Origin of the sequence: Flaviramulus aquimarinus, assembly GCF_039543205.1 — a bacterium.
Classification (GTDB): Bacteria; Bacteroidota; Bacteroidia; order Flavobacteriales; family Flavobacteriaceae; genus Flaviramulus_B; species Flaviramulus_B aquimarinus.
This window is the reverse complement of the sequence record NZ_BAABJH010000007.1, coordinates 162,132-179,723: the sequence shown is the minus strand read 5'-3', so window position 1 is coordinate 179,723 and position 17,592 is coordinate 162,132. Positions and strand designations below refer to the sequence as shown.

The window sequence follows — 17,592 nt, the reverse complement described above, 5'->3', positions numbered from 1 at the left end:
GCTCTCTGCGAGGAGCTCCAACAATTGCTCAATCCCTTACGCAGAGGGCTGCCTAAAGGTTATGGTTAAACACCATCAATCACTCTAAGTCCTCGTGTATTGGTTAAATAGTCTTAAATAACAATTTTAAATAATAATTGGTATTAAACAATAATGTAAGTAAATTTAGGGTTTTAAGGACTAAACTTGAAATTGAAAACGCTATGAAAAATTTTAAAGCCCTGGCCCTACTCCTTTTAGTTACATATTCTAATATTGGTTGTTTTGAAGATAATGATGATATTCCAATTACTACAGCTGAAATAAATGACTTTGTATGGAAAGGGATGAACCTTTATTATTTATATAAAGAGGATGTTCCCAATTTAGCAAATAATCGTTTTTCGACCAGTAATGACTATTTAGATTATTTGGATGGTTTTCAAAACCCCAAAAGCTTATTTGAAGACTTAATTTATAATCGAGAAAATGTAGATAGGTTTAGTTGGATCGTTGATGATTATATTGCTTTAGAGCAATTCTTAAGTGGTACTACAAGCAATAATGGTATGGAGTATCAGCTTTTTAAATTTTCGGAAACAGATACCAATCGATATGGTGTTGTTACGCATGTATTACCGAATACGGATGCCGAATCTAAGGGCATTAAACGCGGTGATATTTTTTATGGAATTGACGGTATACCGCTTACAAGCAGCAATTCCTCACAACTTTTAAGGCAGAACAGTTACACTATCAATTTAGGGGCTTATGATGATAATAGCACCCCTGAAACCAATGATGATTCTGTAAATCAAACCTCAGAAAGTATTTCGTTATCAAAATCAACTTATACTGAAAATCCAATTCTAATACATTCCATTCTAGATCTTAGTAACACAAAAATTGGATATTTAATGTATAATGGATTTACAGGTACAGACCAATTTAATTCTGAATTAAATGCTGTTTTTGGAACATTTAAAAGTGGCAACATCAATGAATTGGTTTTAGATCTACGCTATAACCCTGGTGGGTCTGTATACACAGCCACTTTGCTATCAAGTTTAATTACTGGACAATTTGCTGGCGCTATTTTTAATACGGAACAGTGGAATCCAGAGTTCCAAGAAGCGTTACAAGACCAAAATCCTGAGCAATTAATAAATAGATTTTTAAATAATGATAATGACGCGTCTTTAAATAACTTAAACCTTACTAAAGTTTATGTCTTAACAACTAAAAGCAGTGCTTCTGCAAGCGAACTGGTTATTAATTCGTTAAGGCCTTATATTGATGTTGTTCAAATAGGTACAGCAACGGCTGGAAAATACCAAGCGTCAATTACCGTATATGACTCCCCAAATTTTAGACGACAAGGTGTTAATCAGCGTCATGCTTATGCTATGCAGCCTTTAATTTACAAATCACTTAATATTAATGGGGTTACAGACTATTTTAATGGTCTTGATCCTGATATTGTTTTAGGGGAACAATTTAATAATTTAGGTATTTTAGGAAATGTAAATGAACCACTTTTGGCAGCTGCTATTTCTCGTATTATGGGTACGGGACGTTTTCCTAAATTAAAATCCAGTTTTCTTAAAGTCACCCATGGAAGTGAAGATTTTGAACCTTTTGAAGTAGGCATGTATACTGAAAAAGAAATACCATTAGATCTTTTAAATCGCTTTTTAGTTGAATAAACACAAAACCTATTTCAACTGGAGTTCAGGCAAAGATTCCGCTTTAGCATTATATTATTTATTGCAAGATGAACATTATAGTGTTGGTGAGCTGATTACCACTGTAAATGGCCATTATAATCGGGTGTCTATGCATGGGCTAAGAAAAGAACTCTTAATAGACCAAACCAAGGCTTTAAATATTCCTGCCAGTTTAATAGAATTGCCAGAAATGCCAAGTATGAACATCTATGAACAAAAAATGCTTGAAACTGTTACCAAGTTAAAAAACGATGGTTATACCCATAGTGCTTTTGGTGATATTTTTCTTGAAGACCTCAGGGTTTATAGAGAAGAACAATTAGACAAACAAGGTTTTAAAGCTGTTTTCCCTATTTGGAAACGAGACACTAAAGAACTTCTTAATACGTTTTTAGATTTGGGGTTTAAAACCATTATTGTTTGTGCCAATTCTAAATATTTTGGCAAAGAATTTGTTGGAACAATTATAGACAAACACTTTATTGATAATTTACCGGAAGGCGTTGACCCTTGTGGGGAAAATGGCGAATTTCACACCTTTTGTTTTGATGGTCCTATTTTTAAAAACCCTATAGCTTTTAGCATAGGCGAAAAAGTGTATCGTGAATATAACGCCCCTAAATCTAATAACGATTCTATTTGTAAAAGTGATTCTGAAAAATATGGGGTTTGGTATTGTGATTTGATTCCTGAATCGTTATAAATCAAAATTATTTAAAGTTTTAAAGACTCCTAAAATAAAAAACCTACAAGGCTTTAATCCCCTGTAGGTTATCAATTTATATTTAATCTTAGACTTTTAATTAAAATATATACCTCCTGGAATAATATTTACAGTAGCTGTATTGATTAATGTATTTGTGGATAAATCGTAAGATGTTACCGTTCCATTACTTGTAAAATCTCCTGCATCAACACCATATAATATTCCATTATTTACATTCATATTATATAAATTAAGTCCTGTAATCTCTGAAGCATTTGGTAAAACGGTTGAAGAAGCAGCCATTTTATATACAGCCCCACCAAGAAGATAGTATATATTATCATTTTCAACAGATAAAAAATTTGGATGCTCTGTAGTAGCAAAATCTATTGACGTCGTATCATTATTAGCTGTATTTATTTTAAATAGTTTTCCAGCAGTTTCACTTCCTGTCCATGAAGGTTTCCCACCGCAAAGTACCCACAAATTTCCAGAAGTATCAAATTGCAAGGAGTTAGGAACATCACCTACAGTAATAGTTGCTGTAACGGTATCGGTTGTTGTATCAATAACAGATACTTTATCATTTTGGCTAAACCCTCCTTGTTGCGCTACATAAATTGTATTACCTGTGGCAATAATTTCTTCTGGTCCTTCAACAACTGAAATGGAATTAGCCTCTAAAGTATTCGTGCTTAAATTTATAATAGCCACATAATCATCTGCTGCATTACCTCCATCTCCCCAATTCGTAACATAGCCTTTTTCGTTTGAAAAAGCAATGTATCTTGGGTTGCTTAATCCAGAATTAATCGTTGCAACCGATTCAAACGTATAACGGTTAACAATTTCTATTGTATTAGAAACATTTAAAACGATATATGCCAAATCATTATAAAATGCTACACTTTGCGCAGTATCTCCTAAAAGCGAACCATTAATGGTGTTAAATAAATTGTTTTCAACGGTGTCTAAATCATAAGACACAAATGAAACTGAAGCATTTCCTTGTCCAAAATTCCCTTCATGAGAAATTAAAATACCATTTTCATAATCGCCCTTAGGAACTGGTATATTCGCATCATCATCACTACTACAAGACGTAAAAATAAATGTTATTGTTAATAGTAATACTGTAATTCTTTTAAAATTCATAGTTTAAAATTTAAATGTTAATTGTATAGTAAAATTTCTGTTTGGCATGGGTCTTAATGACACATTTTCGTAATAGACGTTATATAAATTGTTAAGCTTAAAATCCAATATATACTCCCAGGAATTATTTGCATTAAATGCATAAGAAAGTCCAAGATTACCCACATCAAAACCCTTTAATTCATCGCCAATAATGGTAACTTCTCCATTATATAAATGCTGGTAAAACATTGTGAAGAATTTGTAGTTATACGAAACAGCTGCATTTGCCTTATGAGTTGGCACATAAAATAAATCTTGTGCTTTATCTAAATCTCTTGCAATCGTATAGGAGTAATTAGAATTTAGATTAAGACTATGTTTATTAATTTTCTTATTAACATCTAAGCCAAATTCGATTCCATAATGGTCGGCATTTGCAATATTAACAGGGTTCCAATAACCTAAACTACTATTTGGGCGCCATTGAATTAAATCTGAACTCTTGATGTAAAATCCATTCAGGCTAAAATTAAAATCTTTAACAAAAACCTCCTGACCTAAATCTATTTGAAAGGATGATTCTGGTTTTAAATCCAAATTGCCACCAGGTTGCCAATACAAATCATTAAATGTTGGTACTCTATAATTTTTAGAAGCATTGATTTTTAAGGTATAATGCTTTGTTGCTTTAAAACTAGCATCAACGGAATAAACAAGTGGGCTTTTAAAATTCGAAATAACATCTTGTCTAACACTTAACGCATATTGTAGTTTTGGTAAGGGTCTATGACTTAAAATAGTAGTAACGGAAAATGCATTGCGTTTGGGATTACTAAAACTATTTCCTCTTGCTGTAATATAGCTGTAATCTGAAATAGCATTTAACTCTAGAGTTTCAGAAAACTTATAGTTAAAATTATACTTAAACAACCATGTATTTGCCTTTCCTTTGGAAAAATTAGAACTATTTTTATTTTCAAAATACTTAAACTCTTCTAGTAAATTAACAGCTTTCAACTTAGAACTTACACTCCCAGAAATTCTTACCCACTCCAGCATGGTACGATAGTCTTTGCTTATATATTTACTATCTGAGGGCGCTACTAATGTTGATGAAAACTCCCTGTCACTTTTAAAATTTTGATGATACAATTTTAAAACATCTTTTTTGGAAACCACATAACCAAGATTGAAGTTTAAATCTAAATTATCAAATGCCGCATTTTCGTTTTTCATATTTGTTCCTAAAAACTTATAATCATTATCTGAATGATTATAAGCGGCACCAATAGTGGCAGTCCATAAGTTGTTACCAAAAGAAGAATTTAATGCGATTTGTTTGGTGTTAAAACTTCCATAAGCCAATTTTAATCTGTTTTCAGCATGTGAATAAAACTTTAATTCATTATTTAAATGAATACTTCCTCCAATAGCACCACTACCATATTGTACACTTCCACCTCCACTTCTAATAGCTATGGCATTATAATTTGATGTACTTACGGTATTAAAGTCCGTTTGCCCATTAAGTTGAGAATTAATATTTATACCATTCCAAACAACGGCAGTTTGTGAGGCATTAGTCCCTCTAAATGAGGGAGATGACACCATACCATAACCATTTTCTTTTAAATAAATATTTGAGTTAAACCGCAGAACATCTGTTAAAGACGTATTGTTTTTTTTAAGAATTGAATCGCTAAGCACTGTTACTTTATACCCTGTAGCATAACGTTTTAGTTTAACATCACTCAATACAACTTCATCTAGCTTCTGAATAGAATCCACAAAAGTTTGAGCATGAATTGATATGCTAAAAACAGAAATAAATAAGATGCCAATAATTAATTTCATAATCTCAAATACTTTTCTCCCGAAAGTTGTTTTGAATTGTGAAAAATGGCAGGTCTCCTGACTTGCGTCTTCATGTTTGTCTTCCCAAAGCATAAATCTTCAGTGACTTGAAGTTGAACATGAAGCTTGATAGCTTACAGTTGCGGGAACAGTTCTGGAATTAGAAATTACGATATACGATTTTCGAATTAATACTCAATAAAAATCGTAAATCTAAAATCGGTAATCGTAAATGGCTTCACCAGATTCCCTTTTAATTCATTCAATTAAAATTGAACGAAACCAAAATTCTCTGCGAAAGTAAACATTATGTTTAATCTTTCATTAAAAACATTAAATAATCTTACTTTTGAATCAATAAAAAAATTAACATTGAAGAAGATTACTTTTATATTAATAGTATTGCTGGTTATTTCTTGTAAAAACGAACTTGGAAAACAATCAAAAAAACCCGTAAAAAGCACTACTCTTAATCTAAAGTATGCCAAAGGTTTTTCTATCAAAGATTACGGAACCTATAAAGTTTTAGAAATAAAAAGGCCATGGCCTCAATCAGAAAAAGAATATCGTTTTGCTTTATTAAAAGATAATTCTGATGTTGCTTTTTGGGATTCTAAAAAAAACCGTTTTGATAATATCATACATCTACCAATCAGAAAAATAGTAGTTACTTCTACCACACATATTCCTGCTTTAGAATTATTGAATGAAGCGCAAACTTTAATTGGGTTTCCTGGAATAGATTTTATTTCATCTAAAAAAGTAAGGCAGCTAATACATAAGAAAAAGATAAGAGAGCTTGGAAAAAATGATGGATTAAACACCGAAATACTATTAGAATTAAATCCCGATTTGGTTGTAGGCTTTGGCATTGATGGTAATAATCGTTCTTTAGAAACTATTAAAAAATCAGGAATTCCTGTAGTTTTTAATGGCGATTGGGTTGAAAATTCACCTTTAGCAAAAGCTGAATGGATAAAGTTTTTTGGTGCTTTATTCAATAAAGAAAAGGAAGCTGATTCTATTTTTAACCATATTGAAAAGAACTATATGGATGCAAAGTTATTAGCCCAAAATGTAAAAACCAAACCAAGTATTTTGAGTGGAGCCATGCACAGCGATATTTGGTATTTACCAAACGGAACTAGCACAGAAGCTCAACTTTTAAAGGATGCCAATGTAAATTATCTTTGGAGCGATACTAAAGGTTCTGGTAGTTTGAAATTAAATTTTGAATCTGTTCTTGTAAAAGCAAAAGATGCAGACATCTGGCTAAACCCCTCTAATTATTCTAGCTTAGAATCTTTAAAAAATGCTAATGAAAACCATACCATATTCAAAGCATTTCAAAACAAAAACATTTACACCTTTACAAATACAACTGGTGCCACCGGTGGTGTTTTATATTATGAATTAGGAATGACCAGACCAGATATGGTTTTAAAAGACCTTATAAAAATTTGTCACCCAGAAGTATTAAAAAATTACAAACCTTATTTTTTTAAACCTTTAGAATAATTGGTAAATCAAAAAACATATCAAGTTTCATTTATAGTTTTAATAGCTGTTTTAATACTTTGTTTTTTTATAAATATAAGCTTAGGCTCTGTATTTATTCCTGTAAAGTCTATTTTTAATAGTCTTATTGGAAATACTACTGAGCATGATACTTGGCAACTTATTATTCAAAACTACAGATTACCAAAAGCATTTACAGCCATTATTGTAGGTTCTGGCTTAGGCATTTCAGGGTTACTTATGCAAACCTTGTTTAAAAACCCTTTAGCTGGGCCTTTTGTTTTAGGAATTAGTTCTGGAGCCAGTTTGGGCGTGGCTTTGGTTATTTTAGGTTCAGGACTTTTTGGTGGTATTTTTGCATCGCTTTTTGTTTCAAAATGGGGTATTGTTATTGCAGCTAGCTTAGGAAGTTTTTTAGTATTATTGGCTGTTTTAATGGTGTCTATAAAAGTTAGAGATACCATGGCTATTTTAATAATTGGATTAATGTTTGCTAGCATTACCGCCGCAATTGTTAGTGTACTCTCCTATTTTGGTTCTGCAGAACAATTACAACAATACATTTTTTGGGGCTTTGGAAGTCTTGGAAATTTATCATGGAACGATTTATTCATTTTGCTACTCATTTATGGGTTAGGAGTCATTATAAGTATTATTTCTATAAAACCTTTAAACACACTACTTTTAGGAGAGAATTATGCCAAAAGTTTAGGCTTGAACATTAAAAAAAGTCGTTTAACTATTATCATAGCAACAAGTTTATTAGCAGGAACCATTACGGCTTTTACAGGACCAATTGCATTTATTGGTCTAGCTATTCCACATATAACTAGACAAGTTTTTAATACCTCAAATCATAAAATACTATTACCTGCTGTTTTTATATTTGGTGCTATAGTGATGCTTATTTGCGATACTATTGCGCAATTACCCAATAGTGATTTAACTTTACCAATTAATGCTATCACTTCGCTTGTAGGCGCTCCCGTAGTTATTTGGTTATTAGTCAGAAAACGAAAAATGATATTTTGATATGAATATAAATTCCAAAACAATAAAAACAAAATTCCAAAATTCGTACTTTTTAAGTATGAGCAAGGTTTTGGAATTTAGTCATTGGAATTTGTTTTTTTTAAAACACAATCCATGTTAGAAAAAAATAAACATATCATTTTAAAAACGAATGACTTATCCATTGGTTATGCCTCAAAAAAAGCAAAAACTGTTGTGGCCACAAACATCAATATTGAATTAAAAAAGGGCGAACTGGTTGGATTAATAGGTGCTAATGGTATTGGAAAATCTACATTATTAAGGACATTAACACAAATTCAAAACCCTTTAAGAGGTTCTATACTTTTGAATGAAAAAAATATTTTAGACTATAACCCTATAGACTTAGCAAAAGTGATGAGTTTGGTTTTAACCGAACAAATTACTTCTAAGAATTTATCGGTTTTTGAATTGGTGGCTTTGGGAAGACAGCCTTATACCAATTGGGTTGGAAACTTATCTGGAAAAGATATTAAAATTGTTGACAACGCTTTAAACCAAACGAATTTATCCGATTTAAAAAACAAAAAATGTTTTGAGTTAAGTGATGGACAATTACAAAAAGTTATGATTGCACGCGCCTTAGCCCAAGATACTGATTTAATCATTCTAGATGAACCTACCACACATCTCGATATGTATCATAAAGCCTATATTTTAAAACTACTTCAAAGGCTAGCCAAAGAAACCAATAAAACAATTCTATTTTCTTCCCATGAAATAGATTTAGCCATTCAATTATGTGATAATCTAATTGTTATGACTAATGACACGGTTCTTTCTGACGAGCCTTGTAACCTTATTGAAAATGGTGTTTTCGAAACGCTTTTCCCAAAAGATTTAATTGGCTTTGATAAGAAAACAGGTAGTTTTCGAGTTAAAAAATAATTTTCAGTTGCAGTTTAAATCAATAAAAAAACCTTGTGGAGAATAATTTGATATGCTCCATACAACTTTGCACCTTTACACCTTTGTAAGAGCAACCAAAACATTTATCTTTGAATATATTTCTCATCTAAAATGAACGACAGTCTTATTCTTATTCTCGCTATTCTTATTTCTGCTAGTATTGGTGGATATTTAGGTATCCTTTTTACAAAACTAAAGAGCAAAAGTGAAAAAAGTACTCTTGAAGAACGCCAAAATCAAATGGGTTTAACTATTGATGGGTTAAAGCAAAATTTATCTAAAATTGAAACTGAACGCGAAAACATTCGTCGTGAAAAAGATTTTTTAAATACAGAATTAGCTCGAAAAAATTCGGAATATGAAAACCTTCAGGAGCAAAACCTTAAACGCGATAAAGAGCTAGAGGAACGCCAAGAACAACTCCGTAAAGATTTTGAGTTATTAGCCACTAAAATTTTAGATGAAAAGTCTGAAAAATTCACCCTTCAGAATAAAGAAAATATCAAAAATATTTTAAATCCGCTTCAAGAAAAAATTAAAGTCTTTGAAGAAAAAGTAGATTTAACTCAAAAAGAAAGCATTAGTATGCATTCCGCTTTAAAAGAGCAATTACTAGGTTTAAAAGACCTAAACCAACAAATGACAAAGGAAGCTACTAACTTAACTAGAGCCTTAAAAGGCGACAGTAAAATGCAAGGGAATTGGGGCGAATTGGTTTTAGAACGTGTTTTAGAAAAATCAGGCTTAGAAAAGGATAGAGAGTATTTTGTACAACAAAATTTTACAAGAGACGATGGTTCTCGTGTTTTACCCGATGTGGTTTTACATCTTCCTGACGGTAAAAAAATGATTATTGATAGTAAAGTATCTTTAACAGATTATGAACGCTTAGTAAATGCTGATGATGACGATAAAATTCAATTTCTAAAAGCACATGTTAATTCTATTAGAAAACACGTCGATCAACTTTCAGATAAAAATTATCAAGATTTATATGATATCGAATCGCCAGATTTTGTGCTTATGTTTATCCCAATTGAACCTGCATTTGCAGTAGTTGTTAATGAAGATAACACCATTTATAATAAAGCCTTTGAAAAAAATATTGTTATCGTAACACCTTCTACCCTTTTAGCTACACTCCGTACCATAGATAGTATGTGGAACAACGAAAAACAGCAACGAAATGCTATAGAAATTGCACGGCAAGCTGGTGCTCTATATGATAAATTTGAAGGTTTGGTTTCTGACCTTACTGGTGTTGGAAAAAAGATTGACGCTGCAAAAAGCGACTATTCGTCTGCTATGAATAAACTCGTTGAAGGTCGAGGAAACCTCATCACTAGTGTTGAAAAACTTAAAAAAATGGGAGCTAAAGCTAAAAAATCACTCCCAGAAGCTATTATAAAGCGTGCTCAAGAAGACGAATAATTTTTTTTAATGCCTTAAATTTAATTTCTAAATTTAGGATTTCATTTACTGGGCCTTAAAAATTATTAAAATCGCTTTTATATCCAAAATCATTTACAACTTATCAAAAATAATAGTCTGTTTTGAAGTTTTGATATATATATTGTTATTTTGGGTTCAACGACTTATTATTACTATTAAAGATTAATCACTTATGTTTAAACACGCCAAAGAATCACGAGTAACCATAACCGAACTCATGCTACCATCCCACTCCAATTTTAGTGGAAAAATTCATGGTGGGCATATTTTAAATCTAATGGATCAAATTGCCTTTGCCTGTGCTTCTAAACATTCCAGAAATTATTGTGTGACTGCTTCTGTAAACAAAGTCGATTTTTTAAATCCCATTGAAGTTGGCGAGCTCGTTACACTTAAAGCATCTGTTAACTATACAGGTAGAACCTCTATGGTTGTTGGTCTTCGAGTGGAGTCAGAAAATATTCAAACGGGTAAAAAGAAACATTGTAATTCTTCATATTTTACTATGGTGGCCAAAGACGAATCTGGTAAAAACGTATCTGTTCCTGGTTTAATTTTGGATAATGAGCAAAGCATTAGACGTTTTGCAAGAAGTATTGCCAGACAAGAACAAGCTAGAAAACGTTCCAATAATTTTAAATCTTCAGAATTTAAAATTGAAGAGCATTTAGAATTTATTAAAACCCAAAATGCCAAGATAGAGCTAGGCTAAAAATAAACCCTCATAACAATATTTGGAGAAAAGCCTAACGACGTTTGTAGGGTTTCATCAACCTGACCGTCATTAACCCTAAAAAAGTTATTGATTTGATTATCTCTATTAAACACATTCCAGATGGATGCTCCTAAATCAACTTTCGTTTTTTGTTTAATCTTAAATCCATATAATGCTGATATGTCCACTTTAAAATAGTCATTCAACATACTACTATTACTTGCTCCAAAATTAATATTGTTATCAATAACCGCATTATCCGCAACTGGAAGCGTTGTTGGCTTACCGGAAAACCAATTAAATCCAGTTGAAATCCTTAAGTTTTTTAAAGCATAAGTACTTCCTAAAGTTAGTGCATGACTAATATCATAATTACTCGGGAATTTATATTCTGGCCAAGATTTAAATGTGTAGTCACTGTTTAAATATGCATAACTTAACCACGTATTAAAATTACGCATTTGCTTTCTTAAAATAAAGTCTAGACCATTAGCTTGATAACTTCCACTGGTTTGAACAAATTCATATTGATTTTGAAACCCTTGGCTTTGTGAGGTTATTCCATTTACTTTTTTATGGTAAGCTTCGACACTTAATTGCCAACCTTTTCTGTTATAATTAACGCCTATTGAAACTTGTTTACTTTTTATTATTGGAATATCACTATTGTTAGAAAGTTGCCATCTACGCTTTTCAACACCTAAAAAATCATTTTGAAAATTAATGACCTGCGATGTGTTTTGATGTTTCATTTCCCCTAAAACCTCAACACTAAAATTGTTACGAAATTTGTGTGTAAAACTAAAACGTGGTTCCCAAATTTGCTTTTTAAATTTATCAATATAATTAAACCTTATACCTGCCGATATATTTGTAAGCCTATTAAAAGATGAATAATTAAATTGAGAAAACAGGCCATGTGTTCTTAATACTTCAGAAACCAATGATCTAAAAATTGGAGCATCAACATCATCCAAATTAGTCACTTTAGTTTCAACAACATGATACCCATTGAGTAAATTAATGTTTTTGTTTAATTTATAATTAGCCTTTAATTTAAAACTTGTTTCAGAAACAATGTTCTCTTGTAAAAAACGTTGCGAATCTTTAATATTAACATTAATAGCCTTTAGCTTATAATCCGTTTCATAAAGTTCTAATGATGTTTGCCATGTATCATTCCAAACCCTGTCATAATATATAGCACCCGCAATACTGTTTTGAGTCACGCTGCTTCTTCGAGATTCTTCTAAATCATTTTCATTGAATATTAGTTCATTGGCTACATTAATAAAGTTTACTCGCAACTCTTCTTTATCGCTCATTTTATAAATCCAACGAAAAGAAGCATCGTAAAAATCGAATTCTTTATCCGTATTCATGACGGTATTCATGCTGTTCTCTACTTCGGTATCCTCTGAAATTTTATTAAAAAAATTATCATAGGCTGGGGTTTCAACAAAATCACTTATAGATTTTCTTAAAGCCAATTGAATTGACGACTTTTTATTTATAGGTATATCTGCAAAGCCATTAGTATCAATAAAGTTAACGCTTATATTACCTTTAAATGTAGTATTAACATCCTTAGTCGTTTGCATTAAAATGGATCCTGAAACGCCATCGGTATAACTAACATCCGACCCATTTTTTAACAATAAAACATTTTGGGTTATTTGCGGGTTATACATAGAAATAAGCCCAAAAAAGTGTCCAGATTGATACATTTTAATACCATCCCACAAAATTAAATTTTGGTCGTGACTTCCGCCTCTTATATTAATATTAGAAACATTTTCATTGATGCTTTGTATACCAGGAAATGCCTGTATAGATTGCAATACATCGGTTTCAATTAATCCAGGAAGCATACTGAAATTTGAAAAATCAATGTTAAATGACCCATTATTTAATTTACTGACTCCTCTTATAATATAGCTTGGAACAATAATTTCGGGGAGTAATTGTAAATCTTGCTTTTGGACAACATTCTTTTGTGTATTAACCAAAACAAAACGGTTACTAATAAGCGTATACTTTAAGTCTGTAACCTTATGTAAATACACTAAAGTTTCTGTAAACGTTAAATCTTCTGAAGGTGGAACGATTTGATAATTTTCTATAATATCCTTAGCATAGTTAAATTGATAGCCATACTGAGCTTGTATATTACTGAAAACGGAAATAAGAGGACGTTTTTTATCATCTTCTTGTGCTTGCAACACTAAAGAAAATTTTAAAAATATTAATACAAATAAAAAGTACGGGCTACTTTGTATTTTCATGGATTACAACATCATTCGATGAACTAACTTGATAGGTTAAACCCATTGGCTTTGTAATAGAAATGAGTGCTTCTTCTAAATTATTGTGATTAAATCCGCCTGAGAATTTTCTAGCTGTGTTAACGTTTTTAAGCGTAATTTTAACATTATATTGCCTCTCTAACTCATCAATTACAACAGTAAAAGGAACATCATTAAAACTACTTATAGCGTTAACCCATTGTGGTTCTTTAAAAATAGTCTTGTGTTCTATAAAGATACCATTTAAAATTTGAAATGTATCGCCTGCCCGTAACGTTCTGGTTAATGTATTTGAAACTACTTTTACTACACCTTCAAAACATTTTACTTCAAAATAATTTTTGCGTTGTTTTACATTAAATTGTGTACCTACTACAGACACAATTCCCGTTGAAGTTATGACATCAAACTTACTCCCCTTTTCTACTATAAAATAAGCTTCGCCATTGAGCGTAACATGTCTATCTTCTGACCAATCCTTTTTATTAAAAGCTATTTGAGTAAGCACATTTAATGCAACCTTTGAATGATCTGGGAGCTCTACGGTTCTTTTTTCACTAGCTAATGTTTCAATGGAGGTCATACTATCATTAAATCCAAAAAAATAAATTCCGAATGAAATCACTATAACAGCCGCAATACGAATTAAGGGTTTTATCCAGTTTAACTTTTTAACTGGTTTTTTATTGGATTCATATTGCTGTTTAAAAGCTTCAAAATCATCAGCATTAGAAAAATTTGATGCTTTAAAACAATTAGCTGCCTCAAGAATATTTGTATTTAACTTATAATCATCAAGGTCTTCAAATGCTTTTTTTTCAGCATCTGTCAACTCATTATTAAGCCATTTTTTTATCAAATGTTCTTTATTCATTACTTAATCCTTTAAAATAAAACAACTTAGGCTTTGAAATTCCTGATTATTTTATATTAAAATTTTCTAATTCAGCTTTAAGCTTACTAAAAGCCGTATAAATCCTATACTCAACCACCTTATTTGTCACCCCTAACTGCTCTGCAATGTCGCTATGTTTTTTACCTTCAACCTTATTTAACAAAAAAGCAACACGCTGTTCTTCCGATAAATTAGCCAGTGCTATTTTATACTTTTCTAGAAATTGAGTTTCCTCTAAAAGAAATTCGGGAGTTTCATTCGTGTAGGTTCGTTGCGGCTTTTTTTGGTAATTCAAAACTACTTTTTGATGCTTAATCTCATTGAGCACCATATTATTGGCCACCGTAAACAAAAACGATTTAGCCTTAGCTAAAGTTACATTTTTGCAATTATCCCAAAGCTTAATAAATGCTTCTTGTGTTTTGTCCTTAGGGTTAGTTTGCACTCCATATTTATAATATAAAAAGTCATGCAGCCCTTTGGAGTATTTATTATAAATACCTTCAAAAATATGGGTTTGACAAATATTGTTGGCAGGGTCTTTAGGCAAGTTTCAAAAATATTTTTATAAAGGTATATAAATATTTTATAAAAAAATTCAGGGATTTTTAAAAGTTAGTTGTTATATAATAAAATCGGGACAACAGACCTCATTTTTATATGAAGATATTAATTAACATTCTTACTATTAGTTTCCTCCTTATATGCATAGCATTAACGTCTTGCAGAAAAGAAGAAATGGAATTTATTGAAACCCCCGAAGAAACCAAATTAGCTCCAAATACTACCATAACTGACCTATTACAGAGAACGAGTATGAATGATGGCTCTATTGATAATATTATAGACAAAGCCAACTGTTTTAAAATGAAATTCCCCGTAGACGTTGAAATTAATAATGGTATGGCAGTTAAAGTAGATTCTCAAGAAAAATACAATACTATTGAAACTGTATTTGATAGTTTTGATGAAGATGATGATGTGGTAAATATTATATACCCCGTTACCATTATTTTAAACGATTTTTCGGAAGTTACTGTAAATAACACAAGCGAACTGAACTCCTATTCCAATAATTGCCATGGTGAAAACGAAGTGGATGACGACATTGAATGTATTGACTTCCAATATCCTATAACCGCTAAGTTATTTAACAACAATAATGAATTTTTAGATACCGTATCAATAACCAATGATGCGCAACTTTATAATTTTATTTCTACATTAGATGACTCAGATATTGTTACTATTGATTTCCCTGTTGTTGTAATTTTATCTGATGGCTCTCAAAGTAGCATCAATACCATATCAAATCTTGAAATGGCTATTTCGAATGCTATAGATACTTGCGATGAGGATGATGACTACAATTATAATGATGATGATTGTAACGACTGTACCGTAGAACAATTAAGAGAGTGTCTACTAAATTGTAGTGATTGGACCGTTAACAACCTAGACAGAAATACGAATACTGAAGATTATTATGTAGGCTATAAATTCAATTTCATGGCAAATGGTACTATGACAGCCATAAATCCAAACTGGAACTATAGTGGAACTTGGGAAGCCTCTGGGACGGATAACAATATTATTGTAGCTATTAATATTCCTAGTTTACCAGATTGTAATAATAATTGGATTCTTCATGAAATAAAACAAGATTCTGAATACACCGAATTTGACCTAAATTTGGGGAATCATAAACTAAGATATGAAAGTGGCTGTAGTACTAGTGCTGTAAATGATACTCTGCTTGTTCAAACTCTAACGGATGGAAACTGGCGCGTTAACTACTATTTTAATGATAATGATGAAACCTTAGTTTTTAATGATTATACCTTCCGTTTTTTCAATAATGGTCAAATAAGTATTACTAGTTCATCAGACACTAATAGTGGCAATTGGAATACCACTACAGGTAATGATTTTGAATTAGAATTAAACCTCAACTTCGGATATGTTTATATGTTAAGAGAAATCACTGAAGACTGGGACGTTGTTGAAATAACAAGCAACAGCATTAGTTTAAGGGATATAAGTCGTGCGGATGGCACAGAAGACCTGTTAACATTCGAAAAAATATAAAGAGAAGCATTAAATGAAAAAGAAAAGTTACAACATCAAAATATTGATGCCTTGTTAAAACCTATTTAATGTTTAAACAAAACTGCTTCAATTAATTTTGGAGCAGTTTTAAAAAATCAAACTGAAGTTTATGCGTAAATGGATCATTCTTATTATACTCATCATATCAATTGTTGTTGGTTATAATTATATCTATCAAGACCATAGAGATATAAAAACAGAGACTTCTAGTTTTAGTATAAACTCAACTGAAATTCATTATGAATTTATAAAAAACCTGGAGGGTTCAGAACAGAAATACCTGAATAAAACTATCGAGATTTCAGGAACACTATCTGAAATAAATAAAAATAACTTGACTTTAAATAACCATGTTTTTTGTGCATTTGATGATTCAATTAACATCGTTTTAAAAAGACATACCAAAATAAAAATAAAAGGACGTGTTATAGGCTATGACGATTTGCTTGAGCAAGTCAAATTAGACCAATGTTATATAATTAAATAACCTTAAAAAAATATTATGAAAAAAATTTTACTTGCTTTTATATTCTTAGGAATATTCAGTTCAAATGCTCAGATTAGAATTAAAATGTTAGACCCTACAAATAATACTGTAGTAATCCATAATTATGGGGGAAGCACCATAAACATTTCCTCATATTGGTTTTGCAACTTTCCAGCTTATGCATCTATAAGTTCAATGACTGTTAATTCAGGATCAACAAACTTAGCCTCGGGCGAAGAGGTAAACATTACTAGCTCAATAAATTTTGATGCTTCTGATGGAGAATTTGGATTATACACAACAAATGCCTCCGGTTTTACCAATGATATGATAGATTATTTACAATGGGGCTCTTTTGGCCACCAACGTGAACCAGTTGCAAATGCTGCAAATATATGGGTAGCAGGCACGTTTATATCTGTATCGCCGCCTTTTGAATATACTGGAACGGGTTCGGAAAATGGGGTTTCCAATTGGGCAAGTACTTTAAGTATCGACAATTTTTCTTTAAATAATCTTTCTATTTACCCAAATCCAAGTGCTAATTACATCCATTTAAAACTACCAAAAGCCATTAGCAAAGCCACCGTGAATGTCTATGATATGCTTGGCAAAGAAGTATACAGTACGACCACAATTCTTAATGATGAAAAAATTAATATAGCTAACCTCAATAGCGGTATATATTTACTTAAAGTATCTGCTTTAGGAAAAGCAAAAACAAAACGAATAATAAAACTGTAAA

General features: G+C 31.3%; 15 protein-coding genes and 1 riboswitch. Of the genes, 10 read left to right on the top strand and 5 right to left on the bottom strand.

Annotated features, from left to right (window positions below; translation table 11 throughout):
• Positions 1-203 precede the first annotated feature (203 nt).
• Positions 204-1,685 (top strand): S41 family peptidase, encoded by a 1,482-nt coding sequence (locus ABD941_RS14110; protein WP_345274782.1) that lies wholly within the window; start codon positions 204-206, stop codon positions 1,683-1,685.
• Positions 1,678-2,409 (top strand): Dph6-related ATP pyrophosphatase, encoded by a 732-nt coding sequence (locus tag ABD941_RS14105; RefSeq protein ID WP_345274781.1) that lies wholly within the window; start codon positions 1,678-1,680, stop codon positions 2,407-2,409. Before ABD941_RS14110 ends, ABD941_RS14105 begins: the two co-directional genes overlap by 8 nt.
• A 96-nt stretch (positions 2,410-2,505) precedes the next feature.
• On the opposite strand, the gene ABD941_RS14100 is transcribed toward ABD941_RS14105, so the two are convergent.
• Both ABD941_RS14100 and ABD941_RS14095 read right to left on the bottom strand, forming a co-directional pair.
• On the bottom strand, positions 2,506-3,567 hold the full coding sequence (locus ABD941_RS14100) for a YncE family protein (protein ID WP_345274780.1): 1,062 nt from the start codon (positions 3,565-3,567) through the stop codon (positions 2,506-2,508).
• Between the two features lie 3 nt (positions 3,568-3,570).
• A complete protein-coding gene (locus ABD941_RS14095) occupies positions 3,571-5,403 on the bottom strand; it encodes a TonB-dependent receptor plug domain-containing protein (RefSeq protein ID WP_345274779.1) in 1,833 nt (610 codons plus the stop codon).
• A 30-nt stretch (positions 5,404-5,433) separates the two neighbouring features.
• Positions 5,434-5,705: riboswitch (cobalamin riboswitch) on the bottom strand.
• 70 nt (positions 5,706-5,775) lie between these two features.
• Between ABD941_RS14095 and ABD941_RS14090 the strand changes: the two genes are divergently transcribed.
• From ABD941_RS14090 to ABD941_RS14070, 5 genes are all read left to right on the top strand, one after another.
• The gene (locus ABD941_RS14090; RefSeq protein ID WP_345274778.1) at positions 5,776-6,921 is read left to right on the top strand and encodes an ABC transporter substrate-binding protein; all 1,146 of its coding nucleotides are present in this window, start codon (positions 5,776-5,778) and stop codon (positions 6,919-6,921) included.
• A complete protein-coding gene (locus ABD941_RS14085) occupies positions 6,922-7,953 on the top strand; it encodes a FecCD family ABC transporter permease (RefSeq protein ID WP_345274777.1) in 1,032 nt (343 codons plus the stop codon). It begins immediately after the preceding gene.
• A 114-nt stretch (positions 7,954-8,067) separates the two neighbouring features.
• Positions 8,068-8,862: an ABC transporter ATP-binding protein gene (locus ABD941_RS14080; RefSeq protein WP_345274776.1), complete on the top strand. Its 795-nt coding sequence runs from the start codon at positions 8,068-8,070 to the stop codon at positions 8,860-8,862.
• A 132-nt stretch (positions 8,863-8,994) separates the two neighbouring features.
• Entirely contained in the window at positions 8,995-10,314 is a 1,320-nt protein-coding gene (locus ABD941_RS14075; RefSeq protein ID WP_345274775.1) for a DNA recombination protein RmuC, read from the top strand.
• Between the two features lie 193 nt (positions 10,315-10,507).
• Positions 10,508-11,047 carry an acyl-CoA thioesterase gene (locus tag ABD941_RS14070; protein ID WP_345274774.1) on the top strand — a complete coding sequence of 180 codons (540 nt, stop codon included), beginning with the start codon at positions 10,508-10,510 and terminating at the stop codon, positions 11,045-11,047.
• On the opposite strand, the gene ABD941_RS14065 is transcribed toward ABD941_RS14070, so the two are convergent.
• Genes ABD941_RS14065 through ABD941_RS14055 form a run of 3 tightly spaced genes read right to left on the bottom strand, consistent with a single transcriptional unit; the run spans position 11,044 to position 14,801 of the window.
• Positions 11,044-13,275 carry a TonB-dependent receptor plug domain-containing protein gene (locus ABD941_RS14065; RefSeq protein ID WP_345274773.1) on the bottom strand — a complete coding sequence of 744 codons (2,232 nt, stop codon included), beginning with the start codon at positions 13,273-13,275 and terminating at the stop codon, positions 11,044-11,046. The genes ABD941_RS14070 and ABD941_RS14065 overlap by 4 nt on opposite strands.
• A gap of 43 nt (positions 13,276-13,318) precedes the next feature.
• Positions 13,319-14,230, bottom strand: coding sequence for a FecR family protein (locus tag ABD941_RS14060; RefSeq protein WP_345274772.1), 912 nt, complete (start codon positions 14,228-14,230; stop codon positions 13,319-13,321).
• 46 nt (positions 14,231-14,276) lie between these two features.
• Positions 14,277-14,801 carry an RNA polymerase sigma factor gene (locus tag ABD941_RS14055; protein WP_345274771.1) on the bottom strand — a complete coding sequence of 175 codons (525 nt, stop codon included), beginning with the start codon at positions 14,799-14,801 and terminating at the stop codon, positions 14,277-14,279.
• A gap of 110 nt (positions 14,802-14,911) precedes the next feature.
• Here ABD941_RS14055 and ABD941_RS14050 point away from each other — a divergent pair, with 110 nt between their 5' ends.
• From ABD941_RS14050 to ABD941_RS14040, 3 genes are all read left to right on the top strand, one after another.
• A complete protein-coding gene (locus ABD941_RS14050) occupies positions 14,912-16,339 on the top strand; it encodes a hypothetical protein (RefSeq protein ID WP_345274770.1) in 1,428 nt (475 codons plus the stop codon).
• Positions 16,340-16,469: 130 nt separating this feature from the next.
• Entirely contained in the window at positions 16,470-16,847 is a 378-nt protein-coding gene (locus tag ABD941_RS14045) for an OB-fold protein (protein WP_345274769.1), read from the top strand.
• 15 nt (positions 16,848-16,862) lie between these two features.
• Positions 16,863-17,591, top strand: coding sequence for a T9SS type A sorting domain-containing protein (locus ABD941_RS14040; RefSeq protein ID WP_345274768.1), 729 nt, complete (start codon positions 16,863-16,865; stop codon positions 17,589-17,591).
• Position 17,592: the final 1 nt, after the last annotated feature.

Excerpts from the sequence above, each read along its gene's own strand:
- ABD941_RS14040 (WP_345274768.1), top strand. The coding sequence starts at position 16,863 with ATGAAAAAAATTTTACTTGCTTTTATATTCTTAGGAATATTCAGTTCA.
- ABD941_RS14045 (WP_345274769.1), top strand. The coding sequence starts at position 16,470 with ATGCGTAAATGGATCATTCTTATTATACTCATCATATCAATTGTTGTT.
- ABD941_RS14060 (WP_345274772.1), bottom strand. The coding sequence starts at position 14,230 with ATGAATAAAGAACATTTGATAAAAAAATGGCTTAATAATGAGTTGACA.
- ABD941_RS14095 (WP_345274779.1), bottom strand. The coding sequence starts at position 5,403 with ATGAAATTAATTATTGGCATCTTATTTATTTCTGTTTTTAGCATATCA.
- ABD941_RS14100 (WP_345274780.1), bottom strand. The coding sequence starts at position 3,567 with ATGAATTTTAAAAGAATTACAGTATTACTATTAACAATAACATTTATT.
- ABD941_RS14070 (WP_345274774.1), top strand. The coding sequence starts at position 10,508 with ATGTTTAAACACGCCAAAGAATCACGAGTAACCATAACCGAACTCATG.
- ABD941_RS14075 (WP_345274775.1), top strand. The coding sequence starts at position 8,995 with ATGAACGACAGTCTTATTCTTATTCTCGCTATTCTTATTTCTGCTAGT.
- ABD941_RS14050 (WP_345274770.1), top strand. The coding sequence starts at position 14,912 with ATGAAGATATTAATTAACATTCTTACTATTAGTTTCCTCCTTATATGC.
- ABD941_RS14080 (WP_345274776.1), top strand. The coding sequence starts at position 8,068 with ATGTTAGAAAAAAATAAACATATCATTTTAAAAACGAATGACTTATCC.
- ABD941_RS14110 (WP_345274782.1), top strand. The coding sequence starts at position 204 with ATGAAAAATTTTAAAGCCCTGGCCCTACTCCTTTTAGTTACATATTCT.